This is a genomic window from Azospirillum cavernae, from assembly GCF_003590795.1.
GTDB lineage: Bacteria > Pseudomonadota > Alphaproteobacteria > Azospirillales > Azospirillaceae > Azospirillum > Azospirillum cavernae.
This window is the reverse complement of record NZ_QYUL01000002.1, coordinates 254,607-270,729: the sequence shown is the minus strand read 5'-3', so window position 1 is coordinate 270,729 and position 16,123 is coordinate 254,607. Positions and strand designations below refer to the sequence as shown.

General features: G+C 69.4%; 14 protein-coding genes. 3 read left to right on the top strand and 11 right to left on the bottom strand.

What is annotated here, in order from left to right; genetic code table 11:
• Positions 1 to 27 precede the first annotated feature (27 nt).
• Positions 28 to 1,713 (top strand): urocanate hydratase, encoded by a 1,686-nt coding sequence (hutU, locus tag D3877_RS12635; protein WP_119831158.1) that lies wholly within the window; start codon positions 28 to 30, stop codon positions 1,711 to 1,713.
• 116 nt (positions 1,714 to 1,829) lie between these two features.
• Here the strand turns inward: hutU and D3877_RS12630 are convergent, their stop codons facing one another.
• Together D3877_RS12630 and D3877_RS12625 are read right to left on the bottom strand one after the other, a co-directional pair.
• Positions 1,830 to 2,342, bottom strand: coding sequence for a septal ring lytic transglycosylase RlpA family protein (locus D3877_RS12630; protein ID WP_199720790.1), 513 nt, complete (start codon positions 2,340 to 2,342; stop codon positions 1,830 to 1,832).
• Between the two features lie 206 nt (positions 2,343 to 2,548).
• Positions 2,549 to 3,469 carry a LysR family transcriptional regulator gene (locus D3877_RS12625; protein WP_199720789.1) on the bottom strand — a complete coding sequence of 307 codons (921 nt, stop codon included), beginning with the start codon at positions 3,467 to 3,469 and terminating at the stop codon, positions 2,549 to 2,551.
• A gap of 108 nt (positions 3,470 to 3,577) precedes the next feature.
• Between D3877_RS12625 and D3877_RS12620 the strand changes: the two genes are divergently transcribed.
• On the top strand, positions 3,578 to 5,215 hold the full coding sequence (locus tag D3877_RS12620) for a GMC family oxidoreductase (RefSeq protein WP_119831155.1): 1,638 nt from the start codon (positions 3,578 to 3,580) through the stop codon (positions 5,213 to 5,215).
• Positions 5,216 to 5,224: 9 nt separating this feature from the next.
• On the opposite strand, the gene D3877_RS12615 is transcribed toward D3877_RS12620, so the two are convergent.
• From D3877_RS12615 to yddG, 3 genes are all read right to left on the bottom strand, one after another.
• On the bottom strand, positions 5,225 to 6,139 hold the full coding sequence (locus D3877_RS12615) for a LysR family transcriptional regulator (RefSeq protein ID WP_119831154.1): 915 nt from the start codon (positions 6,137 to 6,139) through the stop codon (positions 5,225 to 5,227).
• Positions 6,140 to 6,305: 166 nt separating this feature from the next.
• Positions 6,306 to 6,644, bottom strand: a complete 339-nt coding sequence (locus tag D3877_RS12610) for a hypothetical protein (protein ID WP_119832414.1) — start codon at positions 6,642 to 6,644, stop codon at positions 6,306 to 6,308.
• Between the two features lie 82 nt (positions 6,645 to 6,726).
• Positions 6,727 to 7,701 (bottom strand): aromatic amino acid exporter YddG, encoded by a 975-nt coding sequence (gene yddG, locus D3877_RS12605; RefSeq protein WP_420796896.1) that lies wholly within the window; start codon positions 7,699 to 7,701, stop codon positions 6,727 to 6,729.
• 159 nt (positions 7,702 to 7,860) lie between these two features.
• On the opposite strand from yddG, the gene D3877_RS12600 reads away from it, so the two are divergent.
• Positions 7,861 to 8,604 carry an AraC family transcriptional regulator gene (locus D3877_RS12600; protein ID WP_119831153.1) on the top strand — a complete coding sequence of 248 codons (744 nt, stop codon included), beginning with the start codon at positions 7,861 to 7,863 and terminating at the stop codon, positions 8,602 to 8,604.
• A 4-nt stretch (positions 8,605 to 8,608) separates the two neighbouring features.
• Here the strand turns inward: D3877_RS12600 and D3877_RS12595 are convergent, their stop codons facing one another.
• The 6 genes from D3877_RS12595 to D3877_RS12570 all read right to left on the bottom strand — a co-directional run bounded on the left by D3877_RS12595 (position 8,609) and on the right by D3877_RS12570 (position 15,989).
• The gene (locus tag D3877_RS12595; RefSeq protein WP_119831152.1) at positions 8,609 to 9,430 is read right to left on the bottom strand and encodes an arginase family protein; all 822 of its coding nucleotides are present in this window, start codon (positions 9,428 to 9,430) and stop codon (positions 8,609 to 8,611) included.
• 31 nt (positions 9,431 to 9,461) lie between these two features.
• Positions 9,462 to 11,168: a tetratricopeptide repeat protein gene (locus D3877_RS12590; protein ID WP_119831151.1), complete on the bottom strand. Its 1,707-nt coding sequence runs from the start codon at positions 11,166 to 11,168 to the stop codon at positions 9,462 to 9,464.
• A gap of 73 nt (positions 11,169 to 11,241) precedes the next feature.
• On the bottom strand, positions 11,242 to 12,249 hold the full coding sequence (locus D3877_RS12585) for a phosphotransferase family protein (RefSeq protein ID WP_119831150.1): 1,008 nt from the start codon (positions 12,247 to 12,249) through the stop codon (positions 11,242 to 11,244).
• 1 nt (position 12,250) lies between these two features.
• The gene (gene moaB, locus D3877_RS12580; RefSeq protein WP_119831149.1) at positions 12,251 to 12,787 is read right to left on the bottom strand and encodes a molybdenum cofactor biosynthesis protein B; all 537 of its coding nucleotides are present in this window, start codon (positions 12,785 to 12,787) and stop codon (positions 12,251 to 12,253) included.
• Positions 12,788 to 12,833: 46 nt separating this feature from the next.
• The gene (locus tag D3877_RS12575; protein ID WP_238474870.1) at positions 12,834 to 14,690 is read right to left on the bottom strand and encodes a lytic transglycosylase domain-containing protein; all 1,857 of its coding nucleotides are present in this window, start codon (positions 14,688 to 14,690) and stop codon (positions 12,834 to 12,836) included.
• Between the two features lie 420 nt (positions 14,691 to 15,110).
• Complete coding sequence (locus D3877_RS12570) at positions 15,111 to 15,989, bottom strand: uracil-DNA glycosylase (RefSeq protein ID WP_119831147.1); 879 nt, start codon at positions 15,987 to 15,989, stop codon at positions 15,111 to 15,113.
• Positions 15,990 to 16,123 lie beyond the last annotated feature (134 nt).

Below are 16,123 nucleotides of genomic sequence, written 5' to 3'. Positions count from 1 at the left end.
CTCCCCCTCCCACCAGGAGCACGCCCCATGTCGTCGTCCCGTCTCGACAACCATCGCGTCATCCGCGCGCCGCATGGCGCCGCGTTGAGCTGCAAAAGCTGGCTCGCCGAGGCGCCGTTGCGCATGCTGATGAACAACCTCGACCCCGACGTCGCCGAACGCCCGCAAGAGCTGGTGGTCTATGGCGGCATCGGTCGGGCGGCGCGCGACTGGGACAGCTACGACCGCATCGTCGCGGCGCTGCGCGATCTGAACGACGATGAAACGCTGCTGGTGCAGTCGGGCAAGCCGGTCGGCGTCTTCCGCACCCACGCCGACGCGCCGCGCGTGCTGATCGCCAACTCCAACCTCGTGCCGCGCTGGGCGACCTGGGAGCATTTCCACGAGCTGGACCGCAAGGGGCTGGCGATGTACGGCCAGATGACCGCCGGGTCCTGGATCTACATCGGCAGCCAGGGCATCGTCCAAGGCACCTACGAAACCTTCGTCGAGGCCGGGCGTCAGCATTACGACGGCAGCCTGACGGGCAAATGGATCCTGACCGGCGGCTTGGGCGGCATGGGCGGCGCGCAGCCGCTGGCTGCGACTATGGCCGGGGCCTGCATGCTGGCCGTCGAATGCCGCCCGAGCAGCATCGAGATGCGCCTGCGCACCGGCTATCTCGACCGCCACACCGCCAGCCTGGACGAGGCGCTGGCCTGGATTCAGGAGGCTTGCGCGAAAGGCGCGGCGATTTCGGTCGGCCTGCTGGGCAACGCCGCCGACGTCTTCCCCGAACTGGCGCGCCGCGCCGCCGTCGATCCGTCGGTTCGTCCGCACATCGTCACCGATCAAACCTCCGCCCATGATCCGGTCAACGGCTATCTGCCGCAGGGCTGGACTCTGGCCCAGTGGGACGCCGCGCGGGAAAGCGACCCGGCGTCGGTCGCCGTCGCCGCCCGCAAGTCGATGCGCGTCCATGTCGAAGCCATGCTGGCCTTCCACGCCATGGGCGTGCCGACGGTCGATTACGGCAACAACATCCGCCAGATGGCCAAGGAAGAGGGGCTGGAGAACGCCTTCGACTTCCCCGGCTTCGTCCCCGCCTACATCCGTCCGCTGTTCTGCCGGGGCGTCGGCCCCTTCCGCTGGGCGGCGCTGTCGGGCGATCCCGAGGACATCTACAAGACCGACGCCAAGGTGAAGGAGCTGATCCCCGACGACGCGCATCTGCACAACTGGCTGGACATGGCGCGCGAGCGCATCCACTTCCAGGGCCTGCCCGCGCGCATCTGCTGGGTCGGTCTGGGGCAACGCCACCGGCTGGGGCTGGCCTTCAACGAGATGGTGAAGTCGGGCGAGTTGAAGGCCCCCATCGTCATTGGTCGCGACCATCTGGACAGCGGCTCCGTCGCCAGCCCGAACCGCGAAACCGAAGCGATGAAGGACGGCTCGGACGCCGTGTCCGACTGGCCGCTGTTGAACGCGCTGCTGAACACCGCCAGCGGGGCGACCTGGGTCAGCCTGCACCATGGCGGCGGCGTCGGCATGGGCTTTTCCCAGCATTCCGGCATGGTCGTGGTCTGCGACGGCACCGACGAGGCGGCGCGCCGGGTTGGCCGCGTGCTGTGGAACGATCCGGCGACCGGCGTCATGCGCCACGCCGACGCGGGCTATGACATCGCCATTGATTGCGCGAAGGAGCAGGGCTTGAACCTGCCGTTCCTGAAGTAAGCGGAACGCTGATGAACACCCTCTCCCGCGCGGCGGGAGAGGGCGTTCAAAACGAAAAAGCCCCTGCGTCCGTTCGGGACGAGGGGCTTTTTGCGTTCACCGGGTTGTGGGGCCGGTCAGTCGCTCGCTTCGGCGACCTGAACGACGCGCTCCACCCGGACCTGGGCGACGCCGATCTGGATCAGGCCCAGCTTTTGCGCGGCTCGGCGGTTGACGTCGATGATGCGCTTGCCGTGGAACGGGCCGCGATCATTCACGACGACGATCACCGATTTGCCGGTGCGGATGTTGGTCACGCGCAGCTTGGAGCCGAATGGCATGGTCCGGTGCGCCGCCGTCAAGGCCTTGGCGCTGATTTTCTGTCCGCTCGCGGTTTTGCTGCCGTCCTTGTAGTCGTACCAGGACGCTTGACCGACCTGCCCGGTCGGCTTGTGTTTGGGTTTTGCACGGTGCGGCTCAGCGGCGGACGCCGACAGAGAGAGGCCCCCGAGGAGAATGGAAAGCGCCGCGATCCGCACGACACGAGAAAAGTCCGGCTTCCTGGTCTTGCCGTTTTGCGGCGCAGAGGGATGCCTGATGGCTGTTCCCGGCACGTCGGCCTCACAATGTTGTTCATCCAAAATGGCCACGCATGAGGGCATGCTGTGGCGCAACAAAGACCACTGTTGGCTATTTGAACGCATGAGTCAACATTTTCGCGATCATGCCCCTTTATTGTTGCAGCGCCATGCACAATACGAACCGGCTATGACCCAAACCAAGCGTCTGATTTCACACCGGAATTGGGCAGCCCTCTTGCCCGATCACCAGCCGAATTTTTAAGACGATTCTTCCGTCAATCGAGGGTTTTCCACGGGCCGTCGCTCCACACGTCGGCCATCACGGCGTGGGCGGCGGCGATGGCGGATTCGTGGCGGCGCTCCTTCAGGCAGAGGAAGCCGAGGCTGGCCTCGACCGACACCGCGTCGGCCAGGGCGACGCCGTCGGCGTGGGCCGCGCGCAGGGCCAGACTGTCGCGCGCCAGCGACAGGCCGATGCCCGACCGCACCAGATCCAGCATCGACGCCTCCAGATCGACCTGGGCGACGATCTGCGGGCGGACGCCCTCGCGCTCGAACGCGCGGGTGGTCAGGCGGTGATGGGCGGAATCCGGCGGCGTGCCGATCCAGGGCAGGGCGGCCAGTTCGCGCCAGCCGCGCCCGCGCACCCGCTCCCCCCAACCGGGCGGGGCGACGACGCGGTAGGCGAAGACCGCCAGCGGCGTCACCGCGCAGCGCTCCGCGTGTTCCGGCAGGCCGGGGGCGCCCAGCGTGTAGCCGACGTCCAGCCGTCCGGCGACGATCTCGCGCGCCACGGCGCCGGACATGCCGTGCGACAGGTCGGTGGTCAGGCGCGGGTGACGCTCGACCAGCCGTTTCAGGAAGGGGCCGAGGCGCAGGAATTCGGGATCGACGATGGTGCCGATGCGCAGCCGCCCGGCGACGGCGCCGGACAAGCCGTCGGCCACCCCGCGAAACTCGGCCAGCGCGCTCAAGGCCCGTTCGGCGGCGGGCAGCAATTGGCGCCCCGCCTCGCTCAGCCGCATGCCATGGGCCGTGCGCTCGAACAGGGCGTGGCCGATCTGTTCGTGCAGCTTCTTCAGTTGGAGACTGAGCGCGGGCTGGCTGACGCACAGCCGTTCGGCGGCGCGGGTCAGGTTGCCTTCGCGGGCGATGGTGACGAAGGCGCGGAGAAGCTGGTGGTCCATGCCCCGCATTATAAGCAAATCCAATATCAGGCTTTGCGATAAATCATTGGATCATCCGTTCGGTCAGCAATCTAATGACCCCGGCGAAACAGCAAGAACGACCGGGGGACGCGTCCGATGAGCGACAGGCAGGATTTCGGCGGTTTCGATTACGTCATCGTCGGCGGCGGCACGGCGGGCTGCGTTCTGGCGAACCGGCTGTCGCTGGACCCCGACATGCGGGTGCTGCTGCTGGAGGCGGGCGGCAAGGATGATTGGATCTGGCTGCACATCCCCGCCGGTTATCTGTTCTGCATCGGCAACCCGCGCACCGATTGGTGTTACCGCACCGAGGCGGAGCCGGGACTGAACGGGCGCAGCATCCATTACGCGCGCGGCAAGGTGCTGGGCGGCTGCTCCTCGATCAACGGCATGATCGCCATGCGGGGCCAAGTGCGCGATTACGACGAATGGGCCGCGCTGACCGGCGATTCGCGTTGGGGCTGGGACCAGGTTCTGCCGGTCTTCAAGGACAGCGAGGATTATTGGCGCGGGGCCAGCGACCTGCACGGGGTGGGGGGCGAATGGCGGGTGGAGCGGCAACGGCTGCGCTGGGACCTGCTCGACCGTTTCGCCGAGGCGGCGCAGCAGGCGGGCGTTCTACCGAGCGACGATTTCAACCGGGGCACCAACGCGGGCGTCGGCGCGTTCGAGGTGAACCAGCGCGGCGGCGTGCGTTGGAGCGCGTCGAAAGCCTTTCTGCGCCCGGTGTTGATGCGGCCCAACCTGACCGTCGTCGTCAACGCCGTCATCGACCGGCTGACCATCGCCGACGGGCGCGTCACCGGCGTGGAGTTCTCGGTGAAGGGGCAGGCGGCGCGGGCGGACGCCCGGCTGGAAACCGTGCTGTCCGCCGGGGCCATCGGCTCGCCCGCCATTCTGCACCGCTCCGGCGTCGGCCCGGCGGCGCATCTCAAGGATTTGGGCATTCCCGTGGCGCTGGACGCCCCGGCGGTGGGCGGCAATTTGCAGGACCATCTGCAAATGCGGATGATCTTCAAGGTCGATGGCGTGACCACACTGAACAAGCGGGCGAACAGCTTGATCGGCAAGGCGATGATGGGGCTGGAATACGCGCTGTTCCGGCGCGGGCCGCTGACCATGGCCCCCAGCCAGCTCGGCGCCTTCGTCGCGTCGGGGCCGGAGGTGGCGACGCCGGATCTGGAGTATCATGTGCAACCGCTGTCGCTCGACAAGTTCGGCGAGCCGCTGCACCCCTTCGCCGCCTTCACCGCCAGCGTCTGCGACCTGCGCCCGGCCTCGCGCGGTTGGACCCGCATCGTCTCGCGCGACCCGCTCGCCCCCCCGGCCATCGCCCCGCGCTATCTGACCGATCCCGCCGACCGGGCCAAGGCGGCCAAGGCGCTGGCGCTGACCCGGCGCATCGTCGGGCAACCGGCGCTGGCCCCCTTCCACCCGCGCGAACATCTGCCCGGCCCGTCCTATCAGAGCGAGGAGGAGTTGGCCAAGGCGGCGGGCGACATCGGCACGACAATCTTCCACCCCATCGGCACCTGCAAGATGGGCCGCGCCGACGATCCGACCGCCGTCACCGACACCGAATTGCGTTTCAAGGGCTTGCGCGGCCTGCGGGTGATCGACGCCTCGATCATGCCGACCATCACGTCGGGCAACACCAACACGCCCACCGTGATGATCGCGGAACGGGGGGCGGCGCTGATGCGGGCGGCGCGCAAGGCGGGAACGCTCGCCTGAGGGGATGCGTCACTTCCACGCGCCATCCTGCGTCAGATCGGCCAGCAGGCCGCGCAGGATGGCGTGGGCGGCGCGGGCGGCGACCGGCATCGGGCGTCCGGTGGCGTGGGCCAAAAGGATGGTCCGGTCGATCTGCGGGTCGGCGATGGGCAGGCCGGTCAGGCGTTCCGCCGCCGCGCCGTAGCGCGCCACCCGTTCCGACAGCACGGTGTAGCCGCAGCCCTCGGCGACCAGCGCCTTGATCTGCTCCAGCGCGTCGATCTCCATCGCCACATTGACCGACCCGCGCGCCAGCAGGGCGGCGTGCTCCACCTCCTCGCGCAGGCCGTGCGGGCGGCCGGGCAAGATCAGCGGCAGGGCGAGCGCTTCGGCGAAGGGAATGGCGGCGCGCCCGCGCAACAGGGGATCGTCGGCGGGGCCGACCAGATGGAGCTGTTCGCGCGCCACGAATTCGGTGTTCAGCCCGCCCATGTCCTTGGCCCCGAAAATCAAGGCGAGGTCGAGTTGCCCGGACAGCACCCATTCCAGCATGTGGCCCGACAGCCCTTCGACCACGCGCAGCCGGATCAACGGGTGGGCGCGGCGCACCGCCAGCGCCAGCGGCACGGTCAGCACCGGCCCCAGAGAGGTTGGGATGCCGACGGTCGCCGGTCCCGACGGCACGGATTCCACCGCGCGCACGTCGTCGCGCAGGCTGTCCATCGATTCGATCAGGCCGATGGCGCGCTGGGCCAGCCGCCGCCCGCTTTCCGTCGGCACGACGCCGCGCGCCGTGCGCAACACCAGTTGGCAGCCGAAATCCTCCTCCAGCCGCTTCAAATGCAGGCTGAGCGCCGGTTGCGCCACCCGCAACGCCTCGGCGGCGCGGGAGATCGAGCCATGCTCGACAATGCCCAGGAAATAGCGCAACTGCCGCAGATCCATGGCGCCCGAGCCTCCCACAACGATAACAGACCGCTATGAGAGGGGATGGGCGGATCGCGTGTCAATATGGCGCGCGGGCGCGGAAGCACTGTCGGAGGCCGGACGGGGCGTTCGGCGCCGTTTGGGCGGCGGCGCCCCGTTCCGGCTCCGGTCAAGGCCGTCCGGCTCAGTCGAAGCGGAAGCCCTTGTCCAGCATGTAGACGTTGCGGACCTTGCACCAATCCACCTTGAACTCTTCGGCGTCATAGCCGATCCAGCTCACCTTGAAGGGCACGACGCAATTGCCATCGCTGCTGCCCCAATCCATTTCGGCGGATTCGCCGGGCTTCAGGGTGAAGTCGATCCAGTTCTTGCTCCAGGCGCCTTTTTCGTAAGTGCGGAAGCCGTTGATGACCGAATCCGACGATTTGTTGTGCAGGTTGAACTTGTAGCTGTCGGCGGCCTGCGCGGTGGCGGCCATGCCGCCCAAAAGGGCGGCGACACAGAAAAGCGCTATTTTTTTCATGGACATACCCAAGGAAAGAGGTCAAGGAGGTCGGCATATTGCCAAGATCGCCCTTGGCTGAAAAGAGGGCGTCTCGCGTCCCTCAGCCCCGTTTCAGCAAATCCTTGCTGGCCAGCAGGGAGCCGCCGGCGATCAGCGCGCAGGCCACCCAGATGACTCCGTTGTTGGGGGCCAATCCGCAGGCGACCAGCAGCAGGGTGGAGAGCAGCGGGGCCAGATAGGACAGCGCCCCCAGCGCCCGGATGTCGCCGTGCCGCACGCCATGGTCCCAGACGAAAAAGGCCGCGCCCACCGGCCCCAGCCCCAGCAGCAGCAGGGCCGCCCAGCCGAGGGCGTCGGTCGGCCACACCGTTTCTTCCAAGCCCAGATGGCAGAGCAGCGACAGGATGGCGGTGACGAGGCAAAAGGCGCTGACCGCGTCGGTCGGCGCGTCGCCGATCTGGCCCAGGCGGCGGCGCAGCACCGAATAACCGGCCCAGGTGACGGCGCTGCCCAGCGCGGCGGCGTAGCCCGGCAGATGCGCCGCCTCGATTGTCAGCCAGCCTTGCGCGGAATCGCCCGAACCGCCGCGCAAAATCAGCAAAACCGTTCCGGCCAAACCGCCGACCGCCCCAGCGACGTGCCAGGAGCGCAACCGCTCCCCCGGCAGCAGGGCGGAGAACAGCACGATGAACAGAGGCCACAGATAGTTGATGAGGTTGGCCTCCACCGGCGGCGCGGCGCGCAGGGCCATGAAATAGAGGAAGTGAAAGCCGAACAGGCCGCCCACCCCCAAGGCCCAGGCGGGGAGGGATTGGCGGAAATAGGAAAAGGGGTTGCCGCCGCGCGCCGCCGTCCAACCGCTGCCGACCAGAAAGGCCAGCAGGAAGGAGGTCGCCACCAGTTGGAAGGGCGGCACCCGCCCGGCCAACGTCGCCAGCGGGGCCAGAGTGGACCACATCAGAATCGCGGTGGCCCCGATGGCGGTGGCGCGGGACACGGATGGGCGGGCGGTTGCGGCGGCGGCGGTCATGGCGAAATCCAGAGAGGGCGCGGGCTTGCGCGGAAGCTGGACCATAGCCGGACGCGCCGCCGTGGTCTTGTCCCGAACTCCGGGCTGCTTTGACCGAAACTCCGGTCGGTGAACTCCGGTCGGTGGCGCGCATCCCGCCTGTACGGCTTGGTCCTCCCCGGCGTAGCATGGCGGCTCGCATCGTCGTGACAGGAGCCTGCCCGCGTGGCCCAGCCCCACCGCCTGACCGTCGCCACCCGCAGCTATGACGGGCGGGAGCGGCGGCACGCGCACCGCTTTCACCAGATCGTCTTGCCGGTCGCCGGATCGCTGGAGATGGCGGTGGACGCCGAACAGGGCCGCGTCGGCGACGGGCAAGGGGTGATCGTCGCTGACGGCACGCCGCACAGCTTTCTGGCGCGCGGCAGCAACCGTTTCGTCGTGCTGGACCTGCCGCCGCACGCGCTGTTGCCCGACGCGGCGCTGCGTCAGGCCGACGCCTTTTTCGCAGTGGACGCGGCGTTGGATTCGCTCATCCGCTATCTGGCGAGCGAGGCGGCGGACGCGCCGCTCGACGACCCCACCGCCCACCACGCGGCGGCCCTGCTGCTGCGCGCGCTGGAACGGCGGCGCGCGCCGTCGCCGGACGGCGCGGCGGGCGATCCCATCGCGCGGGCGCAGGCGCTGATGCGCGCGCGCTGCGGGGAGGCGCTGAGCGTCGTCGATCTGGCCCACGCCGTCGGCTTGTCCCCCAGCCAGTTTCACGAGCGTTTCCGCGCCCGCGCCGGGACGACGCCCGCCCGCTTCCTCAATGATCTGCGGCTGGACCGGGCGGAGGCGCTGTTGCGCAGCGGCGATTTGCCGCCCGCCGAAGTGGCGCTGGCCGTTGGTTTTTCCGACCAGAGCGCCCTGACCCGCAGCCTGAAACGCCGCCGTGGCGTGACGCCGGGGGCCTTGCGCGGGCGCTGACCCGCTACGGCGCGGTCAGAACGCGCAGCAGCGGATCAAGCGCGTCGATCAACGGGCCGGTCTCGCCGGGGCGACCGTCCGGCCAGGACTCCTCAAACTCGGTGATTTCCAGGCCGATGATCGAACGTTCCGCCAGAACCGCGCAGGCGGCGCGCAGATCGGCGAAGGACAGGCCGTCGGCCACCTGATACTCGCTGGGGACAAGGCCGGCGTCGAGCGCGTCCACGTCGAGATGGATGTAGACCGGGCGACCGGCCACCGCCTCGGCCAGCCGCGCCGCCAGATCGGGGCCGACCGGGACATGGCGCAAGGCCCCGGATTCGATCAGCGCCCATTCCGCCGGATCGAGATCGCGCGCGGCGACCAGAACGATTTTGCCCAACGCCAGTCCGGCGCCAAGCCCGCTGTCCCACAGGCCGCAAGCCGCGCTGACCACCAGCCCGCCGAGATAGCCGCTGTCCGACGCCCCGGGCGTGTTCACGTCGCCATGGGCGTCGAACCAGACCACGCAGGCGTCGGGTCGTTGGCGAGCAATCACGGGAAGCGTCGCCAGGGCGGCGGCGCAACGGCCCATCACCGTTACGGTCGGCGATGGTTCGGTCAGCGCCAGAGCCACCGCGTCGGCAAGGCCGCGCAGCGCCGGACGGGCGGCGGCCAATTGAACGTCCCACAGGCCGGGGATCGGCGGTTCCGCCGCGCCGATGGCGGTGATCGTCCGCCCCAGGCGGCGGGCGAGGTCGGATCCCAGCCGCTCTGCCCCGGCCATGGCGCGCGGGTTGCGGTCGCCGCTGCGGCCCCGGAAGATGGTCAGGCTGGCGGTGGTCATGCGGGGGATGGGCCTTGGGAGATGGGGCCGGTCAGCGTTTCACGGTGGCCGCGTGGGGGTTGTCGGGCAGGCCCTTGTCCAGCTTGGCCTGGATGGCCTCCTTCTGCTCGTCCTCGTCGGCGATGCGGAGCGCGCGGGTCCATTGGAAGCGCGCCTCGTTGCGGCGACCGACCCGCCAATAGGCGTCGCCAAGATGGTCGTTGATCGTCGGATCGACCGGCTTCATCTCCACCGCCCGTTCCAGCTTGTCGACCGCGCCGTTGAAATCGCCCAGGCTGAACAGCGCCCAGCCCAGACTGTCCATGATGTAGCCGTCGCGCGGACGCAGCGCGACCGCCCGTTCGACCATGCCCTTGGCGACGGTCAGATTCTCGCCGCGCTCGATCCAACTGTAGCCCAGATGGTTCAACAGGCTGGGTTCGTCGGGCTTCACCGCCAGCGCCGCTTTCAGATCGGCTTCCGTCTCGGGCCAGCGCCCGACCTTCTCATAGGCCATGGCGCGGGCGTAGAGCAGGGGCCATTGCCGCTCGTCCGGCGGGGCCATCCGGGTCAGGGCGGCGCTGTAGGATTCGGCGGCCTCGGCGTAGCGTTTGGCGAAGCGCTGGAGATCGCCCAACCGGATCAGCGCGTCGGTGCGCTCCGGGTGTTCGGCGGTCAGCGCCGTCAGGCTGGCGATGGCCTCGTCGGCGCGGTCGAGCCGGGCGAGGCTGTCGGCGGCGCGCAGCCGGGCCGACCAACCGAGAATTGGGTTCTTGGCCAAAAAGCCGTATTCGGCCAACGCCTCCTCGTGATGGTCGCGCATGGTCATGATGTCGCCGATCATCAGGCGGGCCAGCGGCAGATCGGCCCGCAGATGCAGGGCGAGCCGCCCGAACAGCAGGGCGGTTTCGTCGGCGTTCTCGTGGTGCAGGGCGCTGGCCAGATCGAACATCGCCTCGGCCAGACCATCGCGGGAATCGCGGACGGTGCGGGCCGTGGTCGCGCCGCCGCCCAGCGCGTCGACCGCCGGTTCGACCAGCAGGCTGTCGGCGGCCCCCGCCCGGAAGGTTTCGTAGAGTTTGCGGGCTTCGGCCACGCGCCCGGTGCGCTCCATGAAATTGCCGACGATCTGCACCACGCGCAACGGCGCGGCGCTTTCCGTCACGCTGGCGTAACGCGCCGCCGCCTGTTCGGTGCGCCCAGCCAGATCAAGGATCAACGCGGCGTGCAGATTGTGCAGGGCGGCGAAACCGCTGATTTGGGTCAACGGCTCCAGCGCGGCGAGCGCGTTGTCGGTTTGGCCGCGCGCCTGGGCCAGCCACGCCTTGGTGAGCGGACCGATGAATTTTCCCAACCCGTCGGCGGGGATGCGGGCGGCCAGCGCCTCGGCGTCGCCCAACCGCCCGTTGGCCAACCCGTCGGCGGCGAGCAGGGCCAAGGCCATTTGCGGGTCGCTGTCCGATTGCAGAACCCGTTGGGCCAGTTCCAGCGCGCTGTCGATCTTGCCCTCCCCCAGCTTCAGCAGGAAGGTGCGGCGCAGCAGGGCGAGGTCGCCGGGGTCGGCGGCGAGCGCCTGGGCCATGTAGAGCGCGGCGGCGGTCCAATCATCCTGATGCTGGGCGAAGCGCCCGGCCAGATAGCTGCCGATCGCCGGGCCGGGCGGTTCGACCGCTTGGGCTGGGCTGGGGGGAAGCGCGAACAGCAGGCCGGACAACAGCAGGGCCGATCCCAGACGCGCCCTGTTTTGGAATCTCGTCATGCTGTGCCTCGCCTTGCGCGCTGTCATGTTTGTCTCAACCATCCCTATTAACCGCGCAATCGGCGGCAAAGGTCTAGAGCCAATCGCGGCGAATCCGTTCGATCCGCTCGGCCCGCAGGATGTCGGCGGCGTGGGCGTCCATATGGGCGCGCAGCGCGTCGGGCATGCCGGGCGACAGCGCCGCGCCCTCGGTGGACCAGCGGGCCATCCAGGACAGGGTGCGCAGCCACGTCAGACGGCGCAGCGGCCCCAACGCCGGGCGCGTCGCCTCGGCCAAGGCGGGCGGGACCGCCGCAACCCACGCGGCGTGAAAGGCGGCGATTTCGGCGGCGCTCAGCGCCGCGTTGACCGCCGGATCCCATTTGGTCGAGCTGTAGAGGCTGGCGTGGGCCAGATCCATGGCGGGATGGCCGTATTGCAGCTTTTCCAGATCGGTGAACCACGCCTTGCCTGTGTCGTCGATCAGGAAATTGCCGGGGTGGACGTCCACCCCGACCGTGGCGATGGGCATCGGCGACGCCACCCGGTCGCGGCGGGCGGCGTCCAGCTCCTCGGCGATCAGCCCTCGGGCCTCCGGCGTCAGGCGGGCGGCGTCGAACCAGGCGGCTTGCCGTTCGACCTGCGCCAGCAGGGCGGCGGCGGGGTCGGCGGGGCAGGGCAGCGGGGCCGGATCGGCGGGCGGCGGCATGCGGTGCAAGGCGGCCAGCGCGCGGGCGATGCTCGCCATGTCGGCGGGCAGGAGTGGGGTGCGCCCGACGATTTCCGTCACCAGCAGCGCGCCCATCGGCAACGCCTCCCCCGGCGGCAACGTGGCGACCAGCCGGGGGGTGTGGCCCGAGGCTTCGGCCCGTTGAAAGGCGGCGGCCTGATGGGCGAGCGCGGCGGCGGGAACCAGCCCCATCTGGCTCCAGCGCGGAATCCGCAGGACCAGGGCGCAGTCGCGCAGGCGGACATGGTCGTGGGCGACGCCCTTCAGCGGCAGCGGCTCCAGCGCGTCGAGATTGAGCGCGTCGAGGTTTGGCAGCCGCCGCAGGGCGTCGATCACCGCTCCGCTTTCCAACAGAAGGCGCAGGTCGGTCATGTCAGATCTGATGCTCGCGCAGGCGGGGCATCAGCTCGACCAGATTGCAGGGGCGGTGCCGGTTGTCGAGCTGCCAGACCAGAATGTCGTCCCAGGCGTCGCGGCAGGCGCTGGGCGAGCCGGGCAGGGCGAAGATGTAAGTGCCGTTGGCGACGCCGCCGGTCGCCCGGCTCTGGATGGTCGAGGTGCCGACCTTGGCGTAGCTGAGCTGGCGGAACAATTCGCCAAAGCCGGGGATCGCTTTTTCATAGAGCGCTTCGACCGCTTCGGGGGTGACGTCGCGCCCGGTCACGCCGGTGCCGCCGGTGGTCAGCACGACGTCGATCTGCGGGTCGGCGATGTGGGCCTGGACCAGCGCCCGGATGGCGGCGACGTCGTCCTTGACGATGGCGCGCGCCGCCGGCCGATGCCCGGCGGCGGTCAGCCGTTCGACCAGCGCGTCGCCGGATCGGTCGTCGGCGGCGACGCGGGTGTCGGACACGGTGACGACCGCGATGTTGACGGGCAGGAAGGGGCGGTTTTCGTCAATCTTCGGCATGCGGGTTCCGATCAAGGGATGGGCGGCCAGCGGGCCACCCGCTCCATCACTGGATCGGGCTGCCCGACGATTGTTCGGCGACCTGTTCGACCATCGGCGCGGGCCGCGAAGCGACCTGCGCCGGGGCGGGAGCGCCCTCGGCATAGGCCGGAGCGGTGTAGACCGGCCATTTGCCAGCGGCGACGGCAGCCAGCGAGGCGCTTTCCTGGCCCATCCGCAGACGGTAAATCCAGTAATTCGCCATCACCTTCTCCACATAGTCGCGAGTCTCGGCGAAGGGAAGGCTTTCGATGAACAGCAGGGGGTCGGCGACGTCGCTCATCTCGCGCCGCCAGCGCGACAGCGTGCCCGGCCCGGCGTTGTAGGCGGCGGTGGCGAGGAACAGGTTGCCGCCGACGTCGGGCATCGCCAACAGCTCGTTCAGATAGCGCTGCCCCAGCTCCATGTTGCGGGCGGGATCGACAAGCGCGGCGCGGTCGGCGTCGGCGCTGGTCAGGTCGGGGTTGCGCTCCTGCACATGCTGGGCGGTGCTGGGCAGGATCTGCATCAGCCCGGTGGCCCCGGCGGAACTGACCAGCCGAGTGTCGAAGCGCGATTCCTGCCGCATCACCGCGAAGACCAGCGCGGGGTCGAGGGTGAAGCCGTCGCGCGGCTTCCAATAGGGCAGCGGGTAGAGCGCGGCGGCGTAGGCCGAGCCATCCGGCCCGGCGACCGCGTTGCCCAGGCGCAGCGACAGCGTCGGCAGCCCGGCCCGGTCGGCCAGACTCACAAGGGCCTGTTCGACCAGCGGGTTGCCCTGCGGGTGAACGCGCTGCAACTCCAACTCGGCGAGATCGCGCTGGCCGGTTTGCAGCAGGGCGATGGCGCGGGCGCCCGCCGGTTTGCGGGCCAGAGATGCCAACTGCACCCCGGTCAGTTCGGGCGCCCGCCATTCCACCTGATCGACCCCGCCCAACGCCCGGCGGGCGAGCAGGCCGTAAAACGTGTGCGGGTAACGGGCGGCGGCGGCGAGGTGGGTCAACGCCTCGGCGGCGTGGCCCCGGCGGGTGTGGGCGCGGGCGGCCCAGTAATCGGCGGCGGCGGCCAGCCAGGGCGAACGCGGTCCGGACGCCGCCATGCCGTCGAAATGGCGCGAGGCGCGGTCCACCTGCTTCAGCCGCCACGCGGCCAACCCGGCGATCCAATGGGCTTCCGGCAGGGCGTCGCCCGACCTTGCGGCGCTGGCCGAGGCGAGCGCCAGGGCCTGGGTGATTTCGCCATTGTAATAGAGAGAGGCGGCGATGCGGGCGCGGGCGTCGTCATACTGGACCGAATCCAGATTGCGCGAGAAGTCGTCCTGCCCCAGCAGGGCCAGCGCCGCCCCGGCGCGGCCCGCCCGCAACAGGTCCTCCACCCGCGCCACGGCGGCGCGGTCGGCGCGGGCGCGGGTGACGGTGCGGCTGCGCGGGGCGACGGTGACGCTGTCCGGGCCGTCGGCGGCGCCGGTTTCCTCGGCCAACGATTCGGCCTTGGCCGACACGGTGCGCAGGCCGCCCAACTGCTCCAGCGAGCCGTTCAGCCGCACCGCGTCGTCGCCGCGCGGCGGCTTCAGGCTGCGGTCGCCCGAGGGCTGGCGGCGCTGGGCGAGGCTGTGGACGCGCTCGGCCCCGGCGAGATCGCCGTATTTCTGCATCCACAGCGCCAACTCGTCAAAGTTGGCCTTGCGGTCGGGGTGCAGATAGCGTTGGCGCAGAACGTAGCCGAGCAGCCGCCGGTCCTTCAGCCCCTGCATTTCGGCGTCGGCGGCGTCCCAGTCGGCGCGTTCCTGCAAGGTGAAAACGCGGACGTAGCGGGCCGCGTCGTCTTGCGTCAGTTGGACGGCGCGCGCCTCTAGGTCCGAGGCCAAAAGCAGCGGTTCGGGCATGGTCTCGGCGCCGGACGGAACGACGGTTTGCCCATCCGGGGCGTGAATGACAAGGGCGGCGCGAGCCGGGCGCGGAGCGCCCGATCCGGCGAGAACCACAGCGACGACCGCCGTTGTTCCCAGAACGCCCAGAAGGTTGCGTCGCAGCCGGACCGCGTGCGCGGCCCTGTATGCTGCACTGCACAATTTCCAGAGCATTCGATCCAATTAACCCAGTTTGGACCGAACCGCAAGCAAAGGATTCACGCGCCCTGCGCCCCGTCGGGTAATCGGCTGCGCGGCCAACGGGTTATGCGGATCTGGACAATGGGATTAGATCGTGCGGAAGATGGGCCGGACGCGACGTCATCGGTGAAAACGGCCTGTTTGCTCCATCAGCCTGGAAACAATTTGTCGGTGTTGGTTTTGGTTCATATTTATTTACTGAAATGTGATGCCGACTTCGTCGATTCTTTGCCGCAAGGCCAGCATGTCGCGCCACGCCTCGCGCTTGGCGATGGGGTTGCGCAGCAGATAGGCGGGGTGGAGCATCGGCAGAAGCGGCAGCGGGCCGTCCGCCGTCGGGTAGTCGCGCCATTGACCGCGCAGGCGGGTGATGCCGTCGGGCCGGTCCAGCAGGGTCTTGGCCGACACGCCGCCCAGCGCCACCAGGATCTTGGGCTTCACCAAGGCGACGTGACGCTCCAGAAAGGGCAGGCAGGCGGCGACCTCGGCGGCGGTCGGGCTGCGGTTGCCGGGCGGGCGCCAGGGCAGGATGTTGGTGATGCGCACATGGCTGCGGTCCAGCCCGACCTGCGCCAACATGCGGTCCAGCAGCTTGCCGCTGACCCCGACGAAGGGCTTGCCCTGCCGGTCCTCGTCCTCGCCGGGGGCTTCGCCGATCAGCAGGATCGGGGCGTCGTCGGCGCCGTCGGCGAAGACCGTGTTCATCGCCGTGGCCTTCAGCGGGCAGCCGTCGAAATCGCGCAAGGCGGCTTCCAGTTCGGCCAGAGTCTTCGCCTCGGCGGCGCGCGCGCGGGCGCTGATTCCGGCCTCGCTCGCCCCCAGCGGCTGGTCGGCGCTGACCATTGCCGCCGCCGGGCGCGGGGCCGGGCGGGGCATGCCGGTCGCGGGCGCGGCCCGCGTTCCGCCGTCCCGAGTCGCGCCGCCGTTCGGGGCGAAACCCGTTTGCGTCGCCGGGCGCATGGGCGCGCGGGCCGTCAAGGCGGCCCAATCGGTTGGCGTGTCGCCGATGGCTTCGTCGCAGCCGATGTCGGCGTGCCAGCGCAGCGCGTCGAGGATGTCGCATACGTCAATCATCGTTTGACCTTACCACAGATCGTGTGGTCTTACATGATCCTTGCCGGATTTGGTTGCACCGCATCCTGTGCTACAAGCAGCGACCCGCAGGAGAGGCGGGGGGGACAGACGAGAACAGCGCAAGCGCCAAAACA